The 25,099-nt window shown below is 36.2% G+C and carries 25 protein-coding genes; 13 read left to right on the top strand and 12 right to left on the bottom strand.

Annotation, left to right across the window (positions count from 1 at the left end; genetic code table 11):
* Positions 1–153: 153 nt before the first annotated feature.
* The 6 genes from NK356_RS15525 to NK356_RS15550 form a co-directional block, all read right to left on the bottom strand.
* Entirely contained in the window at positions 154–816 is a 663-nt protein-coding gene (locus tag NK356_RS15525; RefSeq protein WP_253317401.1) for a porin family protein, read from the bottom strand.
* 75 nt (positions 817–891) lie between these two features.
* Positions 892–1,554: an outer membrane beta-barrel protein gene (locus NK356_RS15530; protein WP_253317402.1), complete on the bottom strand. Its 663-nt coding sequence runs from the start codon at positions 1,552–1,554 to the stop codon at positions 892–894.
* A 75-nt stretch (positions 1,555–1,629) separates the two neighbouring features.
* Positions 1,630–2,286, bottom strand: coding sequence for an outer membrane beta-barrel protein (locus NK356_RS15535; protein ID WP_034695435.1), 657 nt, complete (start codon positions 2,284–2,286; stop codon positions 1,630–1,632).
* Positions 2,287–2,746: 460 nt separating this feature from the next.
* Positions 2,747–3,247, bottom strand: coding sequence for a hypothetical protein (locus NK356_RS15540; protein WP_253317403.1), 501 nt, complete (start codon positions 3,245–3,247; stop codon positions 2,747–2,749).
* A 133-nt stretch (positions 3,248–3,380) separates the two neighbouring features.
* On the bottom strand, positions 3,381–4,043 hold the full coding sequence (locus NK356_RS15545; RefSeq protein WP_034695437.1) for a porin family protein: 663 nt from the start codon (positions 4,041–4,043) through the stop codon (positions 3,381–3,383).
* Between the two features lie 120 nt (positions 4,044–4,163).
* A complete protein-coding gene (locus tag NK356_RS15550; RefSeq protein ID WP_002979097.1) occupies positions 4,164–5,123 on the bottom strand; it encodes a PhoH family protein in 960 nt (319 codons plus the stop codon).
* Positions 5,124–5,256: 133 nt separating this feature from the next.
* Between NK356_RS15550 and NK356_RS15555 the strand changes: the two genes are divergently transcribed.
* The 6 genes from NK356_RS15555 to rplI all read left to right on the top strand — a co-directional run bounded on the left by NK356_RS15555 (position 5,257) and on the right by rplI (position 10,706).
* The gene (locus tag NK356_RS15555; RefSeq protein WP_034695439.1) at positions 5,257–6,084 is read left to right on the top strand and encodes an S-adenosyl-l-methionine hydroxide adenosyltransferase family protein; all 828 of its coding nucleotides are present in this window, start codon (positions 5,257–5,259) and stop codon (positions 6,082–6,084) included.
* A gap of 63 nt (positions 6,085–6,147) precedes the next feature.
* Positions 6,148–7,455 carry a dihydrolipoamide acetyltransferase family protein gene (locus tag NK356_RS15560; RefSeq protein ID WP_034695441.1) on the top strand — a complete coding sequence of 436 codons (1,308 nt, stop codon included), beginning with the start codon at positions 6,148–6,150 and terminating at the stop codon, positions 7,453–7,455.
* A gap of 472 nt (positions 7,456–7,927) precedes the next feature.
* A complete protein-coding gene (locus tag NK356_RS15565; RefSeq protein WP_253317404.1) occupies positions 7,928–9,301 on the top strand; it encodes a chloride channel protein in 1,374 nt (457 codons plus the stop codon).
* A 114-nt stretch (positions 9,302–9,415) separates the two neighbouring features.
* On the top strand, positions 9,416–9,757 hold the full coding sequence (rpsF, locus tag NK356_RS15570; protein ID WP_034695444.1) for a 30S ribosomal protein S6: 342 nt from the start codon (positions 9,416–9,418) through the stop codon (positions 9,755–9,757).
* A gap of 32 nt (positions 9,758–9,789) precedes the next feature.
* A complete protein-coding gene (gene rpsR / locus NK356_RS15575) occupies positions 9,790–10,092 on the top strand; it encodes a 30S ribosomal protein S18 (RefSeq protein ID WP_002979091.1) in 303 nt (100 codons plus the stop codon).
* A gap of 110 nt (positions 10,093–10,202) precedes the next feature.
* Positions 10,203–10,706 carry a 50S ribosomal protein L9 gene (rplI, locus tag NK356_RS15580; RefSeq protein WP_034695445.1) on the top strand — a complete coding sequence of 168 codons (504 nt, stop codon included), beginning with the start codon at positions 10,203–10,205 and terminating at the stop codon, positions 10,704–10,706.
* A gap of 287 nt (positions 10,707–10,993) precedes the next feature.
* Here rplI and NK356_RS15585 read toward each other — a convergent pair whose 3' ends face one another.
* Positions 10,994–11,797 (bottom strand): AraC family transcriptional regulator, encoded by an 804-nt coding sequence (locus tag NK356_RS15585; protein ID WP_034695447.1) that lies wholly within the window; start codon positions 11,795–11,797, stop codon positions 10,994–10,996.
* A gap of 214 nt (positions 11,798–12,011) precedes the next feature.
* Between NK356_RS15585 and NK356_RS15590 the strand changes: the two genes are divergently transcribed.
* The 3 genes from NK356_RS15590 to NK356_RS15600 all read left to right on the top strand — a co-directional run bounded on the left by NK356_RS15590 (position 12,012) and on the right by NK356_RS15600 (position 16,162).
* A complete protein-coding gene (locus tag NK356_RS15590; RefSeq protein ID WP_034695449.1) occupies positions 12,012–13,268 on the top strand; it encodes a TolC family protein in 1,257 nt (418 codons plus the stop codon).
* 5 nt (positions 13,269–13,273) lie between these two features.
* A complete protein-coding gene (locus NK356_RS15595; RefSeq protein ID WP_253317405.1) occupies positions 13,274–14,320 on the top strand; it encodes an HlyD family secretion protein in 1,047 nt (348 codons plus the stop codon).
* A gap of 279 nt (positions 14,321–14,599) precedes the next feature.
* Positions 14,600–16,162, top strand: coding sequence for a hypothetical protein (locus NK356_RS15600; protein WP_253317406.1), 1,563 nt, complete (start codon positions 14,600–14,602; stop codon positions 16,160–16,162).
* Between the two features lies 1 nt (position 16,163).
* On the opposite strand, the gene NK356_RS15605 is transcribed toward NK356_RS15600, so the two are convergent.
* Both NK356_RS15605 and NK356_RS15610 read right to left on the bottom strand, forming a co-directional pair.
* Positions 16,164–16,673, bottom strand: coding sequence for a hypothetical protein (locus NK356_RS15605; protein ID WP_034695454.1), 510 nt, complete (start codon positions 16,671–16,673; stop codon positions 16,164–16,166).
* Between the two features lie 17 nt (positions 16,674–16,690).
* The gene (locus NK356_RS15610; RefSeq protein WP_253317407.1) at positions 16,691–18,370 is read right to left on the bottom strand and encodes a hypothetical protein; all 1,680 of its coding nucleotides are present in this window, start codon (positions 18,368–18,370) and stop codon (positions 16,691–16,693) included.
* A gap of 191 nt (positions 18,371–18,561) precedes the next feature.
* On the opposite strand from NK356_RS15610, the gene NK356_RS15615 reads away from it, so the two are divergent.
* On the top strand, positions 18,562–19,923 hold the full coding sequence (locus tag NK356_RS15615) for an aldehyde dehydrogenase (RefSeq protein ID WP_253317408.1): 1,362 nt from the start codon (positions 18,562–18,564) through the stop codon (positions 19,921–19,923).
* Between the two features lie 156 nt (positions 19,924–20,079).
* Here NK356_RS15615 and NK356_RS15620 read toward each other — a convergent pair whose 3' ends face one another.
* Positions 20,080–20,652 carry a thioredoxin family protein gene (locus tag NK356_RS15620; RefSeq protein ID WP_034695460.1) on the bottom strand — a complete coding sequence of 191 codons (573 nt, stop codon included), beginning with the start codon at positions 20,650–20,652 and terminating at the stop codon, positions 20,080–20,082.
* 81 nt (positions 20,653–20,733) lie between these two features.
* On the opposite strand from NK356_RS15620, the gene NK356_RS15625 reads away from it, so the two are divergent.
* From NK356_RS15625 to NK356_RS15635, 3 genes are all read left to right on the top strand, one after another.
* On the top strand, positions 20,734–21,618 hold the full coding sequence (locus NK356_RS15625; protein WP_034695463.1) for a lysophospholipid acyltransferase family protein: 885 nt from the start codon (positions 20,734–20,736) through the stop codon (positions 21,616–21,618).
* A gap of 6 nt (positions 21,619–21,624) precedes the next feature.
* Positions 21,625–22,602 (top strand): glycosyltransferase family 2 protein, encoded by a 978-nt coding sequence (locus NK356_RS15630; RefSeq protein WP_253317409.1) that lies wholly within the window; start codon positions 21,625–21,627, stop codon positions 22,600–22,602.
* 144 nt (positions 22,603–22,746) lie between these two features.
* Positions 22,747–23,301 carry a 3'-5' exonuclease gene (locus NK356_RS15635; protein ID WP_034695465.1) on the top strand — a complete coding sequence of 185 codons (555 nt, stop codon included), beginning with the start codon at positions 22,747–22,749 and terminating at the stop codon, positions 23,299–23,301.
* Between the two features lie 72 nt (positions 23,302–23,373).
* Here NK356_RS15635 and apaG read toward each other — a convergent pair whose 3' ends face one another.
* Both apaG and odhB read right to left on the bottom strand, forming a co-directional pair.
* Positions 23,374–23,763 (bottom strand): Co2+/Mg2+ efflux protein ApaG, encoded by a 390-nt coding sequence (gene apaG / locus NK356_RS15640; protein WP_034695467.1) that lies wholly within the window; start codon positions 23,761–23,763, stop codon positions 23,374–23,376.
* An 80-nt stretch (positions 23,764–23,843) separates the two neighbouring features.
* The gene (gene odhB / locus NK356_RS15645) at positions 23,844–25,097 is read right to left on the bottom strand and encodes a 2-oxoglutarate dehydrogenase complex dihydrolipoyllysine-residue succinyltransferase (RefSeq protein ID WP_034695469.1); all 1,254 of its coding nucleotides are present in this window, start codon (positions 25,095–25,097) and stop codon (positions 23,844–23,846) included.
* Between the last annotated feature and the right edge of the window lie 2 nt (positions 25,098–25,099).

Here is a 25,099-nt window from a genome sequence, read left to right on the forward strand (position 1 = left end):
TTTTAAAATTAGAGCTCCGGAGGAGCGACCTGTTAATTCTATTTAAATTTTATCGAACAAGAATGGTTTTATATAAAGTGTCAGATCTAAAGTTGATTCAAGACATTTATATGACTCTCAAACTCTCCTAAATTCTATTTCTTGAATATGAACTTATTTAAACTTGTACCCCACTCCTAACTGGAAGAAATTCATTTTTAGTTTTTCTCCATCTACAGGATTTTTAATCATATTGGTAAGACCAAAACTGTAACGGGCATCCACGAATAATCCTTTGTATAGATTATAATCAGCTCCCAGGAACAAACCAAAATCTGTAGATTTTAAACTATCATTCAGGAATCTTTCTACATAACGCTCACCTTCTCTGATTCCCGAAGGATCTGCCATACCTGCATTTGGGCCGCTCATTTCGAATTTCACTTTATTATTGGTCTTAAAACTTACGTATGGACCTGCATAAATACCCAATTCAGGAGTTGCATAATATCTTGCAGATACAGGAATTACGATTCTGTTAAGATTCATCTTTTCAGTAACGGTAATACCAGGCATTGAAACCTCTGCTTTTCCTCCAAGGTTAGCATATTCTACCTCTCCCTGAATGGCAAATTTGTTGTTGAATTTATGCTCAACCAAACCTCCGATATAAAAGCCTGATTTGGATTTCAAACCTCCTTCTATTCCTCCCATTTCAAAATCATTTTCATTGGAATTCAGTTTTGATAAGGCATAACCAGCCTTTACCCCGAATGTAGTCTGCGCATTTAAACCTGCAAATAAAGCAATCGCTGATGCTAATAAGATTTTTTTCATGATTATTATTAATTAGTTTTATATTAAAGAAGCCCTAAGATAGGTATCTCAGGGCTAATATATCTATTTTATCCTTTATTTTGCAAATACATATTTAACTCCAAAAGTCACGGAAGTTAAACTGATCCCCAATTTGTAATCATCAGTTCTTTTTGCCCCGTCAATATCTCTTTTGTAAGTATTGTACCCGAATTCTCCTATTGTAGCTTCAATTGACCAGTTCTTAGTCAGGAAATAGTCCAGACCTGGCTTGATATTCACCCCAATATTAGTATAGTTATTTTCTTTATTCAAGGCAGCTGTAAGCAAAGGATCCGCATCGTTAATATTACTGTTTGCATTCATTTTTTCCTTACCAAACTCCAATGGAACCTGTAACTGTCCGAAGATGTATAATTTATCAGATAAAGTCCAGTATTTTCTCACGAATGGAGCTACCACAAAAGCATTATCTGTATATTTAACTTCAAATACATTACTGATGGCAGGATTGCCCAATTTGTATTTTGTAACAGCACTTTTATAGCCTATACCAAGTCCCACAGCCAGATTATTAGTAACGAAATACCCTGCTGTAGGAAGGATTCTGATCACATCATCCTTTCTTTGAGTGTTGAATTCGTCCTTTTCACTGTGATAATATCCTACCTGACCTGAAAGATAAGAAGTTCCTTTTGCAATCTGTGCATTCGATAAACCGAAAAGCGCCACAGCGCCCATCAATACGATTTTTTTCATGATTATTATATTAGTTTTATATAGAAAAAAAGCCCTAAGAGTTTCTCAGGGCTTTCTTGCTATATGCTTTGTTTATTATTTTGCAAATACATATTTAACTCCGAAAGTTACAGAAGATAAATTCAATCCGAAGTTGTAGTTGTTTGTAGCATCACCATCTTTTGGCTTGTAGTTGCTATAACCGAACTCACCGATAGTAGCTTCGATAGACCAGTTTTTGTTTAAGAAATAATCTAAACCTGGTTTAACAGTTACACCGATTTGAGTGTATTTAGCTTCAGTAGAAGTAGAGTTAGAAATTGTAGTGTTTCCAGCTGTAGTTACAGAGCTGTTTTCAGTTTCAGTTTTTCCAAACTGCATTGGTACTGCTAACTGTCCGAAGATGTATAACTTCTCAGATAAAGTCCAGTATTTTCTTACGAATGGAGCAACAACGAAAGCTGGTTGCTTAATTACGTTTTCGCTTACAGTTGTAGCGTTTCCGATAGTAGTAGTCGTAGTAGCTGTAGTTTTTTCAGTTTGGTATCCTACACCTAATCCGATTGCTAAGTTAGTGTTAACGAAATATCCAACTGTAGGTAATACGTTGAAGTTTTCTTTTTTAAGGTTTCCATTGTTAGTTTCTACTTGAGAATAACCAACAGATCCTGATAAATATGTAGTTCCTTTAGCAATCTGAGCGTTTGATAAACCGAAAAGTGCAACAGCACCCGCTAATAATATTTTTTTCATTTTAAAAAATTTTAATACTTTCTGAGGGCAAATTTACAGTGGTCCCCACTAATATTAAAATTTGTTAATGTGATTAATATCATTGTTAAAATTTGGAGTTTTATAAAAATAAATCCTAGTTAAGAGAACTTATTAAGTTTTTCACAATATTATGAATAAAAAAATCACTTTTTTTCAACAAGAGACAAATATATTTAACTTTTTAAATTTCGCAATTTTTTGCAAAACCCCACCAATCCTGGGGAAATGCTAAAATTAATTAACCTAAACTATTAATTTTAAAGTTATTAACTCTTAAAATTTAAACAAATGTTTATTATTTAAAGCTGTTTTTCCTTATTTCTAATCGATATACATCCACTCTATTAAAAATTCCTGATCAGAAATCCGTACAGTCTATATATAAGTAATCAAAAAACTCCGGCCTTCGGCCGGAGTTTTCATATGCAATTGCTTTTTCTTATTTCAAGAAGAAATTATAACCAAGGTTAACAGCTCCTACATTCCAGCTATAGCTTCCCCATCCTGGCAGGTCACGCTTGTTGCTGATAGATTGGTAACCGATGTACAACTCCCCTTTAGACATTTGATATCCAAATTTAGGCTGTGCATAGAAACCACCATCTACTCCATCTTTTGTAGAAATACCGTATCCAAGGTCTAATCCTACAAAGATAGGAGCTCCTTTAAATCTATATTTCCCGGAAACAGCTACAGGAACAAATCCGAAATCATCAAAGTGATCTTTTCCGAAGAAATGAGAATATCCTGTGGTTACCCCAAGGTCAAGACCTTTAGCAATATTCCACATATAAGCTGCATCTACTCCTAATGTAAACGAAGATACATCACTTGCATCTGATACGGGAACACCAATATGTCCACCGATTTTAAAACCTTCCTGCGCTTGAGCAGCACCTCCTAAAAGTGCAAAAGCACCTAGTAATAATAGTTTTTTCATTTTTTTAGTAGCTTTGAATTACTGTGCAAAAGTACTAATTATTTTTATCATCAGAATAAACTACCTATAACAGGAAAAGCAGGACAAATGTTGTCCTGCATTATATTATTATTTGATAACTAAAATTTCAGAATTAGTTTCCTCCGAATTTGAAACCTACACCCACCTGAGCAAAGCTGTTCTTTACAGAACCTCCGCTGTTGTCATTAGATAGGTTGGACACTCCTAAGCTGTATCTTGCATCAAAGAAAAGTCCGTTTTCCAGCATATATTCAACACCTAAGAACGGAGCAAGGTTCAATGATTTGATATCTTTTTTGATATCTACATCACCGCCTTCACCTTCCATTTCTACATCAAGGAAATCTGAACCGATGACAGTCTTCTGCTTAGCGGTAAGGATAATTCCCACGTTAAGACCTGCAGCTACAGAGAAACCTTCTGTAATAAAGTATTTTGCAGAAACAGGAACCAAAAGAGTCCCGAAAGTCACTTTAGTTGATTCCCCAAAATACATCCCTCCAGCGTTTACTCCATCAATTTTTTCTTTAGCTCCAAGTGGTGAATACAAAACCTCTCCCTGAACAGCAAAGTTATCATTGAATTTGTACTCAGCCATTCCACCGATATAGAAGGTATATTTAGGAGACATTTTTCTTCCGTCAAGATCATCTTGCTTATCGTCTAGTTTAATGGTAGACATTGCGAAACCAGCTTTTGGACCAAATCGAAATTCTTGTGCGTTGGCACAAATTCCCATAGCAGCGACCGCTGCAACAAGTAAAAGTTTTTTCATGTTTAATTAGTTTTTACATTTAAAGGTCTGCAAAACTAATTATTTTTTTCAAATTAACAAATTTAAACTAACCAATTTAAGGTTAATGAAAGGTTAATGAAAACTTTTACAAATTCAGAACTAGTCGTTTCTTAGTCTTTTTTCCTCATCGTTATAAGCCAGGATAATCTTTCTTACCACCGGGTGTCTTACCACATCTTCTTCTGTAAGATGTACAAATCCGATTTCTTTTACTCCATTTAAAATTCTCATCGCTTCTTTCAGTCCGGACTGCTGGTTTTTCGGAAGGTCAATCTGGCTCGGATCTCCTGTGATAATGAACTTGGCATTCATCCCCATTCTGGTAAGGAACATTTTCATCTGAGCATGAGTGGTGTTCTGTGCTTCATCAAGAATTACAAAAGCATCATCCAAAGTACGCCCTCTCATGAAAGCCAATGGTGCTACTTCAATCACTTTCTTCTCCATGAAACCTTCCAGTTTCTCATGTGGAATCATATCACGAAGTGCATCATATAAAGGTTGTAAATACGGATCAAGCTTTTCTTTAAGATCACCAGGAAGGAATCCCAGACTCTCCCCTGCTTCTACAGCTGGCCTTGTCAGGATAATTCTTTTCACCTCTTTATCTCTCAAAGCTCTTGCCGCCAATGCCACACTGGTATATGTTTTTCCGGTACCTGCAGGTCCAATGGCAAAAACCATGTCCTTTTTCTCCGTCTCTTTTACCAGCTTTTTAAGATTGGTCGTCTTAGCTTTAATTACTTTTCCGTTAACTCCTTTTACAATGATATCCTGATCGAATACCAGTTGTTTCTCATTTTCGTCTTTAATATTCAATATGTTTTCAACATCTTTCAGCCCTATTGAATTGTTTTTGGAGATAAAACTGACAATATCATCCAGTTTTTGTTTCAGTATGTCTAAAGCTTCCTGATTTCCCATGGCAAAGATAAAATGATCTCTTCCTGTAATTTTAATGGTTGGAAAGCTTGATTTTATTAAGTTGAAATATTGGTTATTAACTCCATAGAAGATTTTCGCATCGATATCTTCCAAATCATATGTTAATTCAAACATGCAGTATTTTTATTTTTAGATTTTAAAATTAAAGCTTTTTTTCAAATTTATATCAAATTCTTTTCAACAATCTTTCGGGCTTTCTTTTTATTTTAAATAACTTTGCAATACTACACTATTCTATAAATTGCTCATGTCAATTATTACCCTTACTTCGGATTTCGGAAATTTAGATTACAGAGTTGCCGCTGTGAAAGGCAAAATTCTGTCTCTAAACCCTGAGGTTAATATTATTGATATAACCCACGATATCCAGGCATTCAACCTTATACAGACTTCGTATATTGTAAGGAATGCCTATAAATATTTTCCTAAAGGAAGCATTCACATTCTTTCCGTAGACAGTTTTTACAACAAATCGAGAAAGAATCTCATCTATAAAGCAGACGGATCTTATTTCCTGGCAGCAGATAACGGCCTTTTAAGCCTTATATTTTTTGATATTAAACCGGAAGCGATCTACGAACTTACGCTGAACAATCGTTTTGACGACGTTATCAACTTCACTTCTACAGATATTTTTGTTCCTGCAGCAGTACATCTTGCCAATGGCGGACTTCCTGAAGTCATAGGAAGGAAAATAAACACCGCAAAACAGCTGATGTTTCCACGAGCGGTTTATAATGAATCGGAAGGGATGATTATTGGTGAAGTGACGTATATTGACAATTTCGGAAATATAATATCAAATATCAATAAAGATTTTTTTGAAAACATCAGTAAAGGCTACAGCAGTTTTACCATAAAATTCAGAAATTTAAGTCTTTCAAGAATATTTTCCAGCCATACAGAGGTCGTTTCAGACTGGAAAAGGGAGACTGAATTCCACGGACAGTCTGCTGCTATCTTCAATGATAGCCAGTTATTGGAGCTTACCATCTACAAAGGAAGCAAGAAAAACGGTGCTAAAAGCCTGTTTGGGCTGAATGTAGGCGAAAATATTTATATCGAATTCAGCTAAGATTATATATTTCTTAAAAAAACCGATTTTTTTTATATATTTGTCAAAATCTAAAAATCAAAAATGGCAGAATACAAATTATTGCTTCCATCCATGGGAGAAGGGGTTATGGAAGCGACAATTATCACTTGGTTATTCAATGAAGGTGATAACGTAAAGGAGGATGACTCCGTAGTAGAAATTGCAACAGATAAAGTAGATTCAGACGTACCGACACCAGTTTCGGGGAAAATTGTAAAAATTTTAAAGCAAAAAGATGAAGTTGCAAAAGTAGGTGAAGCCATTGCTATTTTAGAAATTGAAGGAGAAGGTTCAGCTTCAGAAGAAGTAAAAACTGAAACTCCTGCGGCGACTCCGGATGCTGAAACTTTAAAAGCGATTGAAGAGCCTCTACAAACAGTAGCTGCTTCAAACGTAGAATTCTCAGGAGACCTTTATTTATCTCCACTCGTAAAATCTATCGCACAACAGGAAAATATTTCTGAAACTGAACTGAAATCTATCAAAGGAAGCGGTTTAGAAGGAAGAATTACCAAAGAAGATATATTAGCGTATGTTGCTAACAGAGGAAGCAAGCCAGCTCAGCAGGCGGCTCCGGTACAGGCAGCTTCTACTCCACAACCGGCAGTATCTGCTCCTGCAGCTACCATTCCGGTAAGTGCAGGTGATGAGATCATTCCAATGGACAGAATGAGAAAGATCATCGCTGAAAACATGGTAAAAGCAAAACAAATTGCTCCACACGTTACTTCATTCATTGAAACAGACGTTACCAATGTTGTAAAATGGAGAAATAAAAACAAAGCAGTATTCGAAAAACGTGAAGGTGAAAAACTGACTTTCATGCCTATTTTCGTAAAAGCTGTAGTGAAAGCAATCCAGGATTTCCCAATGATCAATGTTTCTGTAAATGGTGAAAACATCATTAAAAAGAAAAACATCAATATCGGTATGGCTACTGCCCTTCCGGACGGAAACCTTATTGTTCCTGTTATCAAAAATGCAGATCAGTTATCTCTTTCAGGTCTTGCAAAAGCAATCAATGACTTAGCTTACAGAGCAAGAAACAAGAAATTGAGACCAGAAGATACTCAAGGGGCAACTTATACAATTTCTAACGTAGGAAGTTTCGGAAACCTTATGGGAACACCGATCATTCCTCAGCCTCAGGTAGCTATTTTAGCAATCGGAGCGATCGTTAAGAAGCCTGCAGTTCTTGAAACAGCTGATGGAGATGTAATCGCAATCAGAAACTTAATGTTCATGTCTCACTCTTATGACCACAGAGTGGTAGACGGTTCTCTGGGAGGAATGATGCTGAAGCACGTTCACGACTACCTTGAAAACTGGGATCTGAACACAGAAATATAAGTAATAAGCAATGGGTAATAAGTAATTGTTACCGATTTCAAATAAAAAAACCTTCGAGTTATTTCGGAGGTTTTTCTTTTTTCAAATCAATTCTTTTGAAGTTTTAAAACATCAAACAGTATTAATTAAAATTATTAAATACCCAATAAAATACTAATTTAAAAACAAAATCAACAATCAATCATTTATCACTTTACATTATAATCGCTTTTTTAGCCATTACATTTACAAGCATTAAATTTAAACAGAAACAATCATAATAATTTGGATCCGGATTAAAGAAAGTTTTTTGGTTTGACGAAATTGAATGAAAAGCTCATTATCGAGATATACATCAACTTTCTTTAGGATAATATTTCGGTGATTATCATTGAAAATACTGACGGACGGAAACGCTGAAATCATTTCAAAGTTTTTAAACGAAACATAATTTCCAAAATTTTACCGTAATTTCATCCCTCAAAACCTGCAAATGCTGAAAATTTTCGCCCTCATAAAAAGATCTCTCAAAAATTCCTTCGATAATATCCGGAATGAACAGCTGAAACACAACCTGCTTCAGGCTATTCCCTTTTGGATAGGATCTGTAATTACAGGTTTTTTTGCTGTAATGTATGCACAGGTATTTGCATGGGGTGAACATCTCATGAATTTTATTTTCGACTGGCATGCATGGATGATTTTCATTATTGCTCCCGTAGGGTTTGTATTATCATGGTGGCTGGTGAAAGAATTTGCGCCCAATGCCAAGGGAAGCGGTATTCCTCAAGTGATGGCAGCTGTAGAACTGGCTAATCCGAAAGAACATAGGAAAATCAGGAATCTGTTAAGTATTAAAATTATTTTTTTCAAAATACTGTCTTCCGTGATCCTCGTAATCGGAGGAGGTGCAGTAGGACGTGAAGGCCCTACCATTCAGATTGCAGGTTCAGTTTTCAGAAAAGTGAATGAATACCTTCCGGAATGGTGGCCAAAGATTTCCAAGAAAAACATGATTATGACGGGAGCAGCGGCTGGTCTTGCGGCAGCATTTAATACTCCGCTTGGAGGAATTGTTTTTGCGGTTGAAGAGTTGTCAAAAACCCATATCAATTACTTTAAAACGGCTTTATTTACAGCAGTAATCATTGCAGGTCTTACCGCTCAAACATTGGCAGGATCTTATTTATATCTGGGATATCCGAAAACCAATGATGTTTCTTTAATGGTCATGTTTCCGATTATACTGGTGGCTGCCACTGCCGGTATTCTTGCCAGCCAGTTATCAGTTACCATGCTTAAAATCAATAGCTGGAAAAAGAAAAAACTGAAAACGGATAGAGCCAATGTAGTTTTTCTTATTGCTTGTGCTTTAATTATTGCTTCCATCGCTTATTTCATCAACAGAGAAGTTCTGGGATCAGGAAAAGAAATCATGGAACGCGTCCTTTTTACTAAAGATAAACATGAAGACTGGTACGTTCCCATTCTCAGAATGCTTGGCCCTGCACTTTCCTTTACCTCAGGAGGTGCTGGCGGAATTTTTGCTCCGGCTCTTACTGCGGGAGCAAGTATAGGTTCTGTAATTTCAGGAATTATTCATTTAACACCTAACGAAACCAATGTGGTGATTCTGGCGGGAATGGTCGCTTTTCTTACCGGTATCACGAGAGCTCCGTTTACTTCGGCCATTATTGTACTGGAAATGACAGACAGACATTCCCTGATATTCCATCTGATGCTTGCCGGAATGGTATCTTCTATTGCTTCTATCCTGGTAAGCAGACATTCTTTGTATGATGTTTTGAAGGTGAATTTTCTAACGGAAATCAGGTCCACAGATGAAACTGAATCCAAGAATCAATAACAAAGATGAATAAATATTCTCAGGAAACGCTAACTATTTCACCAATCCCCTTGCATATAAGAAATATATTTTCTACTTTTGCACCTCGAAATAATTAACAAATTTTTTAACATTATGAACAATTACGAAACTGTTTTCATTTTAACTCCCGTTCTATCTGAGGCACAGGTAGAGGAAGCAGTGAACAAGTATGTAGATCTAATCAAAGAAAAGAACTGCGAAATCGTTGCTAAAGAAAACTGGGGATTAAAAAAATTAGCTTACCCAATTCAATTGAAAAAGAATGGGTTCTATACTTTAATCGAATTTAAAGGAGAAGGTACTGTAGTTGCTGATTTAGAATTAGCATTTAAGCGTGACGAAAGAGTAATCCGTTACCTTACTACAAAACTTGACAAGCACGCTGTAGAGTACGCTGTAACAAGAAGAGCTAAAGTAAAAGCAGCTAAAGCTTAATTATTAACCTTATTTTTTAAAAAAGACAAGACATGGCAATAGATGAAATGGCTAAACAAGCCTCAGCAGGAGGAGAATCAGAAGTAAAATTCCTTACTCCACTTGATATCAATACAAAATCTGAAAAGAAATATTGTAGATTCAAAAAATACGGAATTAAGCACGTTGATTACAAAGATGCTGATTTCTTATTACAATTTGTAAACGAGCAAGGTAAAATTTTACCAAGAAGATACACTGGAACTTCTTTAAAATACCAAAGAAAAGTTTCTGCTGCTATCAAAAGAGCAAGACACCTTGCTTTACTACCATACGTAGCTGACTTATTGAAATAAGACAAAAAATAAATAAAAGAAGAGGTCTCCTCTTCTTTTGTTGCTGAATACATCATTAATTCTAACTTGATTTTAGATATAAAACTAAAATCTTAAAAAGGACAACAACAATGGAAATTATCCTAAAAAAAGACGTAGAAAACTTAGGACTTGAGTTTGATACAGTAAACGTAAAGCCAGGTTATGCTAGAAACTTCTTAATTCCTCAAGGAATTGCTCTTTTAGCTACCCCTAAAAACAAAGCTGCTTTAGAAGCTACATTAGAAGCTAGAAAAGAAGAAGAAGCTAAATTAATCGCTGCTGCTAACGCTGTAGTTGAGCAATTGAAGAAAACTTCTATCACGATCCCTGCAAAAGTAGGTACTGGTGACAAATTATTCGGATCTATCAACAATGCTGATCTATCTGCTGCTTTAGAAAAAGCTGGTGTTTCTGTAGAGAAAAAATATATCAAAATTCCTGGTAACACTATCAAGAGAACTGGTAAATTCGCAGCTCTTATCAGACTTCACAGAAATGTAGAGTACAACTATGAGTTTGATATCGTATCTGACGCTCCAGTTGTAGCTGCTCCTGCTGCTAAGAAAGAAGAAGTTAAATCTGAAGAAGCTTAATTAAGCAACTGAGATTTTCTCACAATACAAAACCACTTCAATTTATTGAGGTGGTTTTTTTATTGAACTACCCCGTCTTTTTGCTGTGCAAAAATCCACCCCTTCAGGGAAGGGGAATGTAGGAAAGCTTAACTGCTATTACTCGTTAAATTAGCTTTTTAACAACCTTACTAAGAACAGGCAAGAAAGTTTATCCCACACTATAAGACCCATTACCTCGTAACACGCACCCCGAACCTCAAACCCTCAAACCCTCAAACACTCAAACACTCAAACACTCCTACTCACTACCTATCCCCTCTCAATTTATGCTGATACTCCGTAGGGGCAGTACCGATTACCTTTTTGAAAATATTACTGAAAGACGACAGGCTGTTGTACCCTACCATCATAGCAATTTCGTACATATTGTATTTTCCTTCCAGCATCAGCTCAAGAGAGCGGGTAATTCTCAACGCTCTTAGAAAGCGAATGTAATTCATGCCCAGAATCTCTTTAAATTTCCTGGAAAGGGTTCTTGTACTCATTCCAAATTCTTTTGCGGTAGATTCGATCGTAAGGGGCTTCTCAAGGTTAGCATGGATATATCTTGCAATCTTCAGTAAGGTTTCATCTTTAGGAAACGGATGTTGTATGGGAAAGGCAAGGTGTTTGTGTTTTTTCTCCTGCAAAACGCCTTTAAGTGCTTTGAGGAAAAAGTATTTAGAGGTATCATTTTTTGTGATTTTCCCATCCCATTCTTTAGTATACAAAATCATCTCCCGCAGTAAATTATTTACTGAATAAATATTAATTTCATCAAAAAAGCCACTTTCATTTTCTTCTTTCTTAAAATAAAAGTTATATAAATCAACCTTTGGACTGGTAGAAAAAATATAGTGGGGAGTTCCGGCTGGAATCCACATAAAACATCTGGCAGGAAGATACCAGTGTTTCTGATCTGTAAAAACATGTACAATACCGCCTTCTGCATAGACTAACTGTGCAGAACTGTGATAATGAATCTCCGTGGTTACATTTCCGGTAAGGACATGATAAACATAAAATTCGGTATCATCTTCTTCTACTTCTTTAAAATGGCTGTTGTTCATCCCATAAAGGTAAGAAGAATTTCCAAATTGGCGTAAATGAGCAAATCTTTTTCTGTTTTCACAAATAGGGTCTGTAGCTTCTCATCGTAACTTTGCTGAATCAAAATCATTTTAGCAAAAATCCTTTAATTAATTTATGAATATCATATTTAACGCATGCCGGTATCTGTGCATAGCGTTGTGCTTATTATTGAGCAACTTTTTACACTCACAGATGATCGATTACCAGCATCTCGGCTTACAACAAGCGGTAGAGATTGGTCTTAAAAACAACAAAAACATACAGATCAGTCATCTTAAACAGGAAATGTCTGTTACCAAAGAGAAAGATCTCAAAATGGAAAAGCTTCCGGACATTGAATTCCATACAAGCTACAATCAGGTAACAAACCTGTTTCAGCATCAGAATGGCGTATTTAATAAAGCCACCAAGTACGATGTGATTAATGGAATGTATGATTTTACATTATCTGCTTCAATCCCGGTTTACATGGGAGGAAAAATTAAAAATACAGAGAAGAAAGCAGCTATAGATACTGAAATTTCAGCTTTAAAAACCCATCTGGACGAAAGACAGCTTAAAATGTCAATCATTACTGCTTTTCTACAAATCCATCATTTAAAAGAGCAACAGAGTCTTATTAATGATAAAATGAAAGAGGATTCTGTAAACATCAAGCAGGTAAAAGCTTTGAAAGCTAATGGTGTTGTAACGGTAAATGAAGTCTTAAGAACTTCACTGCAGCTGTCGAACCATAAAATGAGCTGGACGGAACTGGATAATGATATTCAGATTGCAGAACATAAACTGAAAACAATTCTTTCGCTTCCAGAAAGTCAGGAAATGCACGTAAATACAGAAGATTTGATTTCAGACAATGCAACAATTCCCTATGTTGATGAACTGACAGAAACTGCTTTAAACAAGAATGAATCTGTTGAAATCACCCATAAAAATCTCTCTCTGAAGGAACTGGATCAAAAGATTACCAAAGCGAATTATTTACCAAAAATTACGGCTGGCGGAGAATATTTTTTAAAATATCCGAATATGATGTTCTTTCCTCCTGAACCCTATGCGTATCGTTTGGGAATGGTAGGTGTAAATCTTACCTATCCTATCGAAAATCTGTACAAAAATAAATACCGAATGCAGGAAGCACGGGAAAATATTGATCTTGCCAAACTGCAGATTGAAGAAAACGAGGAAAATGTAAGACATAATGTGTATGAAGCGTATAAAAAGTTTGAAGAGACAGACCAGAAGGTAAAAATTGCTGAGGAAGCGATTAATCAGGCTAAAGAAAACTATCGTATTGTAAGAACTAAATATGCCAATAAATTAAGCCTTATCACTGAACTGATAGATGCAGACAACACGTATCTGGAAGCTGAATCTAATCTTATTTCCGTAAAAATTAACAGACAACTTAAATATTACCAACTCCAATATACGATTGGGAACTTATAAAAACTATGGCACAGAAACAATTGACACAAAAGGAAAAAAGAATCAACAAGTCCATTACTTTACTGGCCTGGATCCTTATTATCAGTGGAATCACAGGAATGGTAAGCTTTTATCTTTTTTCGAGAAAAAATGTGACGACGAATGATGCGCAGATCGAGCAATATATCACGCCTGTATCCAGTAAGGTATCAGGTTTCATCAAAACGATACGTTTTAACGAAAATCAGTTTGTACATAAAGGCGACACTTTAATTGTCATTGACAACCGAGAGTTTGTGAACCAGGTACACATAGCTGAAGCTAATCTTCATGCCAATACAGCAACCATAAGCACTATTGAAAGTGGCGTAAACACTAAAGAAAGCGATACTAAAATCATTGATGCTAAAATTGCTTCCGCAAAAATTGATATCTGGAGAACAGAACAGGATTACAAAAGATATAAAAACCTTTTGACAGAAGATGCAGCTACAGAGCAGGAATTTGAAAATGTAAAAGCTTCTTATGAACAGTCAAAAGCCAATCTTCTGGCATTGGAACAGCAGAAAAACGCAGTAAAAGCCGGAGCAAACGAACAACAAACCAAAGTTGCTCCTGTAAAAAGCCAGATCCAGCAGAGTTCTGCAAGTCTTAATAATGCTAAGCTGTATCTTTCTTATACGGTAATAACGGCTCCTTATGACGGATGGGTAGGAAAAAAGACCATTCAGGAAGGACAGTTGATTAAGGAAGGTCAGGCTTTGGTTCAGATCGTCAGCAAAGAAAAATGGATCATTGCTAATTACAAGGAAACGCAACTGGGGCAGATTGACCAGAGACAGGAAGTAATTATTACTGCAGATGCTTATCCCGACGTTGAGTTTAAAGGAAAAATCCTTTCCGTTTCCCCTGCTTCAGGATCTCAGTTTTCCTTAGTAAAACCAGATAATGCAACCGGAAATTTTGTAAAAATTGAACAGAGATTTCCTGTGAAAATTATTCTAGATAATAATAAAGACAACGAAAAACTGCTTTCCGGAATGAATGTTCTGGTGAGTGCGAAGAAGATATGAGTTTGAGTGTGGGAGGGTTTTAGAGTATTAGAGTATTAGAGTATAAAATATTCGGTTTTAATTTAATTTTCAAATTCTCTCATTTTCAAATTTTCAAATTAAATTATTTTTTTAGCGAAAAGGCAAACCGCAAAATAGCGAATCTGCAAATTTTTTCTTACGCATATTTGCCATTTTACCTTTTACTTATTTACACCTTTGCCCTTTGTCTTTTCGCATTTTTCATTCAGATTAAAAAGCAGAAAAATGATTTTTTGCTTTTTGTCCACCATAAAAATTATGCAACACAATACAGTTTATCATAAATGGGTACCACAATGGCTGAAACTGCCTCTTCTTATACTGGCATTGTTTCCCCACCTGATGTTGTTGTCGCTTTTACATTCGAACAGCGCCTTCACCTCTTCTTTTATGGATGTAGATTCAGATGACATCCAGTATTTAATGATTTTGATGTACGGGACATTTGTGGTTACCCTTTTAGTTTTACAAAGATTTATGGCGTATTTCAGCGTCAAATATTATGTGCTGCTGATGGCTTCCATTTCCGTGATTATTCTTTACGTTTTATCAGTTACCCATGATTATCATGTGATATTGGTGATCCGGTTTTTAGAAGGAATTTTCGGGTTGCTGGAAGGCGCTATTTTTCTGCCTTTAATTATTGCTGAATTAAAGACAAAACACGCCAAAGTTTTAGCATACCTCTTCATGTATACTATCATGCTGACCGGAGGAACCATTACCACTTCCCTTTTAAAATCAAGTATTGAAGATTACGATTTTCAGCATATGATTCTGATGATGGTGTATTTTCATGTATTTGTACTGATCATTGGCATTGCATTATTCAACAGAAACAGATTCTTTCCTAAAAAACCTTTATACCAATTGGATATTACCAGCTGGTTTTTGCTTTGGGTATGTCTGCAGGCTGGCGGTTACGCTATTATTTATGGTAAAAGATTGATGTGGTTTGAATCTGACACCATTATCATGTGTCTTTTTATATTCCTTCTTTCAGGAGGTTTATTTATGCTTAAACAAAGAAATTCTAAAAGACCACTGTTCCATTTTGAAGTTTTCAGCTCCAAAAATGTGATTGCAGGAATGATTCTGTTTTTTATTTTTTATCTGATCCGTTCCGGGCTAAATAACGTCTACAGCATTATGGCTATGGTATGGAAATGGCCCTGGGATTATATTGTGAACATCCAGTACTGGAATGTCGCAGGAACTCTTTTGGGAATACTATTATCAGGAATCTGTCTGGTCCGTGGAATATCTTCAAGGATTGTTTTCTTTACCGGATTTCTGTTACTGGCCATAGATTGTGCCTGGTTTACCTATACTTTTTATCCTGACACTACCCTTTCCACCATCTGTCCGCCTTTATTTCTGCAGGGAGTAGCTCAGGGATTATTATTTACGCCGCTTGTTTTCTTTTTGATTTCAGGAACTCCGGAAGAATACGTCTCCAATGCTACAGCGTTAGGAACCACAACCCGTTTCTGGACAACAGCTATCGGATATGCATTGATGCAGAATTTGATGTTATTTTTAACATTAAAACATTCCGATACTCTCAGTGCTAATTTTACAGATACCAATCCTGTTTTTTACAATCAATGGAGCCAGATTTTCGGAGCTAATATTTCCAGACTGTCAGTGAATGATTCTTTATCCATGACAGCTGGAGCTTTTAAAGCTAAAATAACGGCTCAGTCTATCCTTCTTTCCAACATGGAAATTTTCACAGGATTATTCTGGCTGGCACTTATTACGGCAATTGGTCTGCTTCTTTATCACCCTGTAAAAATAGCAGTAAGGAATATCATGTAAACTACTCTCCCCAAAAGGACCAGACTGTTCCGTTGAAAACTGCCAGTTGCTTTTTTTGGGTATCATAAACCATCATACCGGCAGCAGGAGAGATAATATTGAGGTGGGGAGAAGCTACTTTTGGTAAAATCATGGCTTTATTGGTATCTTCCAACACCAGAATTCCAGAGACAGATGACGGTGTTCCTACAGAAACCTTTGCATCAGACTGATCTGTTAAACTATCCTGAAGACTGGTATCAGCACTACCGGTTGCATCCACTGAAAGGTCTTTCCAAAGGTTGTTCTGATACACTTTCACCTTCATATCTGAGATATCAAATATCAGTGTACCATTCACCACATTTTGAATGCTGGCAGTGTTTGTCGCCCATGGAAGAACAAGCCCTCGGTTTTCATTTCCAAACTCAATAGATGATGAAGCTGATTCTAACGTCGTTTTCCCCAAAGCAACCTGAGCATTAAAACTACCGGAAGCTGTTATTATAATGAGTAAGATTATTTTTTTCATAACTATTCAGTTTTTTGTTAATCCGGACAGGTTTGGGTATTGAAACATTTCCAGCCTGTAGACGTTCCATCAATATTAACCTGCAGACAATTCTGCGTTGTATTATAAACAATCATTCCTTCTTTAAGGTCTGCCTGTGGGATAGCAGCTACCTGAGCATCGGTAAGTCTGTTAAGTACAAAACCTTTATTCTTTGATTCTAAAACAGCCCACGCTCCTTTTCTTGCTCCCGGCCAGTTGCTTCCGCCTTTATCTGCTCTGCTTAATGAAGTAATTCCGAAATCTGATGAAAGTACGGTTCCTGTTGTCACTGCAGGTTTATAACAAGGTACGTTCCCTTGAATCGTAACAGTCACCGTTGCTGTATCACAATTTGACGGAGAAGCGGTCTGGCAGATCTGATACACCAAAGTATATGTTCCCGGAGGAGTTCCAGGAGCTACCAGAATATGTCCGTCAGTTGTATTCAATGAAATATTGGGGTTTGAGGTTGATATTTGAGATAAAATAACGTTGGAAAGAGTTGCCTGTGCTCCGCCATACGTTTCAAAGTCGTTATCCAGAACAATTCCTGCAGAAGATCCTCCTGCAACAATGGTGTAGGTATCATCTACTGCCATTGGAGGCAGATCTCCGTTAATGGCAGGGCAAAATCCCGGATTGATAATCAAAGGCGCACTACAGCTGTTGGTAGAAGCACAATCATAGGTAACATTAGCCAAAAAACTTGGAGTACTGTTCATGAAAACTGTACCTGGATCAGAAACACCTGTCGTTCTTCTAAAATCGAGATTAGGGCCAATCACAACATTTCCCACCTGAATAGGGTTTTGCAAAACGATATATCCTTTTTTGGTGGATGAAGCAGGCCCCTGAATGGCAGCATTCCCTCCCTGATACTGGTTCAGCGCTAGTTCTCCTTCATTATAAATCACAGCATCAGCTGGCGCATTATTCATATTCCCTGTGGACGTAAAAAGTCCAAAATTGTAAATTTCACTGCTGCTTCCCGATAAATTAATATCTCCTCCCACAGTAAAAAATCCTGTATTGATAATTTTCCCCCCGTTGATATTAAATCCGTTCTGAGAAATAATGGTTCCACAATTCACATAGACACTTTGTTCACTATTTCCATAGTTTCCACTGAGTAATATCAGCCCTCCTCCTTCGTTTCTGAAAAAAGTAACTGCCGAATTGCTCATATTCAGGTTTCCGTTAATATTCAGGTTTCCAAAATTATCAATCATATTGGAGGTATTGTCACCTAATTGTAAAACACCAAGCTCAATAAGTCCTTCATTGACAATTTTATTAATCTGTCCGTTCATTGTCAGGTTTCCATTTCCTCCTCCTACAGTTATATTCCCGGTATTGTAAACATGTACATCAAGATCAGCAACACTTGTTATTGTCTGATTAAAATTAAGCGTTCCGTGAACATCAAAACTTACCGAAGCATTTGTAACGCCACTGATATTGTTCTGAAACTGTAAGGTCACACCTGAAGCAATACAAATCTTAGAATTGGTTCCAAAAGTCGGATTATTGAATGTAGTATTCGAAGTAAAACAAACCGTTGTATTATCCGGAAAATGATAGTTAGGGTCTGTAGGATTTTGAATGTCACAATTTGTACATTGTGCGTAACTGAAATAACAAAAGAATAAAGGAAATAAATAGAGCAATTTTCTCATCCGCAAATTTTATACAAATAAAACTACAATATTTTTATCACCAAACAATGAATTTTACAATATTTATCACTATATTAATTAAAAAATAATATAAACTGATTTTATTTAAATCAATATTTAATTATTATTAATAAATTTCCAACCTATACGATCCTGAAAATAAGAACGTTTAATATTATAAAAAATCACCGATGGAAATTGAGAGTATTCTACTGAAGCAAAGAGATTTTTTCAAAACACAGCAAACCAAAAGCATTGCTTTTCGAAAAATGTATCTTGAAAAACTTAAAAATCTTATTATTTCTAATGAGAATATGCTGTGTGAGGCGATCAACAAAGATTTTGGAAAATCAAAATTTGATACTTTCACTACAGAATTATCTTTTATTCTGAATGATATCAATTATTATCTCAAGAACCTAAAATCCCTTTCAAAGCCTAAAAAAGTAAGTACCAACATTGTCAATCAGCTGGGAAACAGCAGAATTTACCCGGAGCCATTGGGCTGTATCCTGGTCATAGGAGCCTGGAATTATCCTTACCAATTATCTCTTTCTCCCATCATTGCGGCCATGGCTGCAGGAAACTGTTGTATTCTTAAGCCCAGCGAAATCGCTGAAAATACTATGAAAGCTATGGCAGCAATCATCAATGATAACTTCCCACCTGAATATCTTTATGCATATGAAGGAGGTATTGATGAAACCACAGCTCTTTTAACATTAAAATTTGACAAGATATTCTTTACAGGAAGTACAAAAGTCGGAAAGATTGTGTACAAGGCAGCTGCAGAACATCTCACTCCTGTCACCCTTGAATTAGGTGGAAAATCTCCGGCTATTGTCACGAAAAATGCCAATCTCGAAATGGCAGCCAAAAGAATTGTGTGGGGAAAATTCCTTAATGCCGGACAAACCTGCGTAGCTCCCGATTATCTTTTGGTGGAAGAAACCATTCAGGAGCAGTTTCTGGAAATGCTTAGGAAATACATCAAAGAATTTAAATATGATCAGGATTCTGTTCAGTATACAAGAATCATCAACCAAAGGAATTTTCAACGCCTGATACGTCTTATCGATAAAGAAAAAATCTTTTCCGGAGGTTATTTTGACGAAGAAAAGCTCTATATCGAGCCCACTATTCTGAATCATATAGACTGGAATGACGAAATCATGCAGGAAGAAATTTTTGGACCTCTCCTGCCGGTCATCAGCTTTAAAAATTATAATGCAGCACTCCACTCCATTGTAGAACTTGAAAAACCTCTGGCCGCCTATCTTTTCACCAATAATTCTGAAGAAAAAGATCAATTTACCCGAAAGCTTTCTTTTGGAGGAGGATGTATTAATGATACGGTGATGCATTTAAGTAATGACAATCTTCCGTTTGGAGGAGTGGGAAACTCAGGAATAGGAAATTATCACGGGAAATATGGTTTCGAAACCTTTTCACACCAGAAAGCCATTCTTGAAAAAGCAACCTGGGGTGAACCGAATATCAAATATCCACCTTATTCTGATAAAAAATTAAGCTGGATTAAAAAGTTACTGTAAATTCAATATATATTATTCTCTCGCTGATTTTGCAGACCTCTTATAAATACAGGTATAATTGTGAGAAACTTTATTTTAAATAGAAAGTGTTACAGTTTCTAATAAAACAGATTTTTAAAATAAAAAAACTGCCTCATTGCTGAAGCAGTTTTTATTTTATCCTTTTTTAGGAGCCCATGTAGTAAAGAATTCTTTTACTTTTTCTTTACTGTAGCCCTTTCCTTCTTCCAATACATCGCTCTGCTGAACTTTGATCAATTTTCCATCTTTATCTAGAATAATAAAAACCGGATATCCGAATTTATCTCCCGGATTGCCATATTGAGCAAAAACTTTTTCATTTTTATTATCCGGAGAATAGTTCAGGTGGTAATACAGATAATTCTTGTCTACAATTTCCTTCAGTTCAGGAGTAGTCTGTACATAATCGTTAAAACGAAGACACCAGATACACCAGTTTCCACCTGCCTGGATCATTATATTTTTGCCTTCCTTTTTAGCCTGGGCAACAAGTTTATTAATATCAGCCTGAGCATCAGCTTTGGGGTCATAAGGCTTAGGAAGCTTAGCCTTTTCTTCAGCTGCCTTTTTCTGAGCCTCTAATTTAGCCTGCTCTGCAGGAACTATAAGAGCTGTTTTTTGTTTTCCTTTATCGGGGGAATTCTTTACATCTTGCGAAAAAGCGAAAGTACTTAATCCCAGGAAAGCGAATATTATCAATCTTTTCATAATATAAAAGTAAAAAAAATAATACATATCCTTCTGCAAAAATAGAACCATAATTTTATTATCACTAAATTTGCGTGTTTTATGAATTTTCTAATCAAAATATTATATCTGATCTCCAAGCTTCCGCTGAAAATATTATATGTTTTTTCGGACGTCATCTTCTTCCTGAATTATTATATTGTAGGATACAGAAAAGAGGTTATTACTCAAAACCTTAGAAACTCTTTTCCCAACAAATCTGAAGAAGAAATCAAGGAGATACGAAAAAAATTCTACCTTAATTTTTCAGATTACCTGGTAGAAACTATCAAATCTTTCAGCATTTCGGAAACAGAATCCCGAGTGAGGATGCAGCATATCAATCAGCATTTATTTCACGAAGCTAAAGAAGAAGGTAAAAATATTATTCTTTTGGCTGGTCACGTTTTCAATTGGGAATGGATCAATGCACTGGCAAGAATTATTCCTCAGGCGCACTGCCATCCCGTTTACAGAAAGGTAAATAATGACTTTTGGGAGAATCAGATGAAGAAAGTCCGAAACAAATTTGGAAACGAAGCACTGGAAGCCAATGAAGTTATTCTGAATATTTTCAGATCTAAAAATAATGGAGATTCAGCTTATATGTTTGTAGCTGATCAAACGCCTCACCACGCTCATGTCACTTACGGATTAGAATTTCTGAATCAGCGTACGCCTGCCTTTATAGGCTATGACAGGCTTGCCACAAGGATGGATCTTGTCTTCATCTATTGTGAAATGAAAAAGGTAAAACGCGGTTATTATCAGGTTAATTATCACAGAATATATCCGGATGGTGAAAAGTTTACAGAAAATGAAGTTGTGAGAAAATTTCATAAATTATTGGAAAACACTTTACACAAATATCCTGACAACTACCTTTGGTCACATAGAAAATGGAAGTATCAGGACTCCATTAAGAATTTTGATTCTGATAAAAAATAGATTGACATGCAGAAAAAACTGGCAATTGCCATCTTAAACTGGAATGGCAGAAATTGGCTTGAGAAATTTCTTCCGGGTGTGGTACAATTTTCTCAGAATGCGGATATTTATGTGATTGACAATCTTTCTACGGATGATTCCATTGCGTTTTTACAAAAGAATTTTCCCACAGTATGTATTATTAAAAATGATAAAAACTATGGGTTTGCAGGTGGTTATAATGAAGGATTAAAATCCATCAAAAATGAATATTACTGTCTTCTCAATTCTGATGTAGAAGTTACGGAGAACTGGACAGTACCTGCGTTAGAATTATTAGAGAACAACCCTATTATATCTGCAGTACAACCCAAAATTTTGTCTTATCACAACAGAAATTATTTTGAATTTGCAGGCGCTGCCGGTGGATTGATAGACAATCTTGGATATCCTTACTGCAGAGGAAGAGTTTTTGATGATCTGGAAGAAGATAAAGGTCAGTATAATGATGAAACAGAGATCTTCTGGGCATCAGGATGCTGCTTTTTTATCCGTTCAAAAGACTTCTGGGAGCAGAATGGTTTTGATGCAAGATTTTTTGCTCATCAGGAGGAGATTGACCTTTGCTGGAGGCTTATTAATTCCGGAAAAAAGATTTATTATACCGGGAAATCCAAAGTTTACCATGTAGGTGGTGGAACGCTCAACAAACAGAGTGCACAGAAAACGTATTTAAACATCAGAAATAACCTTTCTATGATGTTTAAAAACCTTCCTTTTCCTCAATTGATCTTCTTGATATTTTTCAGATTATGTCTGGATGGTGTTGCCGGAATTTATTTTGGTTTAAAACAAGGCTTTCCCCATCTGTGGGCTGTAGTAAGAGCTCATTTTGGGTTTTATGCTCAGCTTCCCGGAACATGGAAACTTCGCCATAAACATCAGAAGAATCAGTTTTACCAATCGAAATGGTTAATTTTTAAGCACTTTTTGGGAGGAAGGTAACAGGTTGCAGGGATTAGTTGAAAATTAAGACTCTCTTACTTATTTTGAACTAAGATTATTAGAGTAAATTTCATCACTTCAATTAAAACCTTAAACCTTAAACTCTAAACTAGAGAACTATCAACAACATACAATTTAAAAACAATGGATTTCTGTGCAATAGATTTTGAAACGGCTACTCACGAGAAAAGTTCAGCTTGTGAGATGGGAATTTGTGTCGTACAGGATTCTAAAATTGTAGAAACAAAGACCTGGCTGATAAAACCACCAAGTTTTCCTTATTTCAGTAAATTCAATATTGCTGTACACGGTATTCATCCTGAAGATGTAAAAGATGCACCGACCTTTGATGAAGTATGGTATGAAGCTCAGGATATGATGTATGGAAGTCTTATGATTGCTCACAATGCAGGGTTTGACGCTTCTGTTTTAAGAGGATGTCTGGAGCATTACGGAATGTTTACCCCCAAATTGAACTATCTCTGCAGTATTCAGTTGGCTAAGAAATCATGGAATTATCTTCCGAAATATGGTCTGAAACCATTAGCTGAATATCATAAAATTGATTTCACCCACCACAGAGCGGGTGCAGATGCTGAAGTATGTGCCAAGATTTCTTTACTGGCATTTGAGAAACTCTTCCTCACCAGTAATGATGAAGTAAACGAGTATATGAAAGCAAAAATTAAAAGGCTTTAGTAATTTTATAAACAAATAAACCCGGGTTTTTATTGATCTGTAAAACCTGTACTTTTTACAGGGCATAAGTTATTAATTACTCAACACTTCAGACAACAGATTGAACTTTGGAATATCAATCTCAAAAGTTTCCTGTGTCTCCATGTTTTTAACCAGGTATTTTCCGCTCATATTTCCTACTCCGGAACGAAGCATAACATTGGAGAAATAAGCAAAATTTTCACCAGTTCCTATCTCAGGGGTCAGTCCGATCACCCCGTCGCCTATAATTTCTGTGTATCCGAATCCGACATCGAAGATTAACCATTTTCTTTTCAATACTTTGATAGGAAAGCTTCCGTCATTTTCTATCGTGATATTGTATTTAAAAACGTAACGGTTTTCGGAAGGATAACTGTTTTTACTATCATATTCAGGTATAACTGAAACTTTGATATTGGAAGTCATTTTTGAAAACATCATTGTAGCATTTTCTTAATAAATACAAAAATCTCGCCTTTTTTGAGGCGAGATTATATATTATGTTATAATTTCATTAAAAACTATAATCCAAGGCCTTTTCTTTCGTCACCTCCCATTAGAATTTCAACAGGGTTGTCAATACCTTCTTTTACCGCTACAAGGAATCCTACAGATTCTTTACCGTCGATAATTCTGTGGTCATAAGACATTGCAACATACATCATTGGTCTGATTACTACCTGTCCGTCAACCGCTACTGGTCTCTGGATAATGTTGTGCATTCCTAAGATAGCAGATTGTGGAGGGTTGATGATTGGTGTAGACATCATAGATCCAAAAGTACCACCGTTTGTAATTGTGAAAGTACCACCAGTCATTTCGTCAACAGTAATTTTACCATCTCTTACTTTTACAGCAAGATCTTTAATGTTGGCTTCAACACCTGCAAAAGACATATTTTCAGCATTTCTCAATACCGGAACCATTAATCCTTTAGGACCTGAAACGGCAATTGAAATATCGCAGAAATCATAGTTTACTTTGAAGTCTCCGTCGATAGATGCGTTTACATCCGGATACATTTGTAATGCTCTTGTTACTGCTTTTGTAAAGAAAGACATGAAACCAAGTCCTACTCCATGTTTTTGAGCAAATTCTTCTTTATATTGCTTTCTTAATCTGAAGATTTCAGACATATCCACTTCGTTGAAAGTCGTCAACATTGCTGTTTCGTTCTTCACAGAAACCAATCTCTGAGCGATTTTTCTTCTTAAAACTGAAAGTTTAGTTGTAGTGGTAGTTCTAGCACCTGTAGCAGTCATAGGGCTTCCTCCTAATGCAGGAACTGCCGCTAATTCAGCATCAGTTTTAGTGATTCTTCCATCTCTTCCTGTTCCTGAAACCTGAGCAGCATCCATTCCTTTTTCGTCAAGGATTTTCTTAGCAGCCGGAGATGGAGCTCCTGTTGCATAAGTTTGTGGAGCAGCTACCGGAGCAGCTGGTTTTGGAGCTTCTTGTTTAGCAGGCTCAGCAGCTTTCGGAGCTTCTTCCTGTTTTGGAGCTTCAGCAGCAGGTGCAGCACCTTCTGGTCTTGCAGCGTCCATATCAATTAAACAAACTACCTGACCTACTTGTACTACATCACCTTCTTCTGCCTTTAAAGTGATAACACCACTTTGTTCTGCAGGCAATTCAAGAGTTGCTTTATCTGAATCCACTTCGGCGATAGGTTGATCTTTTTCTACATAATCACCATCTTTTACAAGCCAAGTTGCAATTTCAACTTCTGTAATTGATTCGCCTGGTGAAGGAACTTTCATTTCTAAAACTGACATAT

It is taken from the genome of Chryseobacterium sp. S0630 (assembly GCF_024158915.1).
In the GTDB taxonomy this organism is placed as follows: Bacteria; Bacteroidota; Bacteroidia; order Flavobacteriales; family Weeksellaceae; genus Chryseobacterium.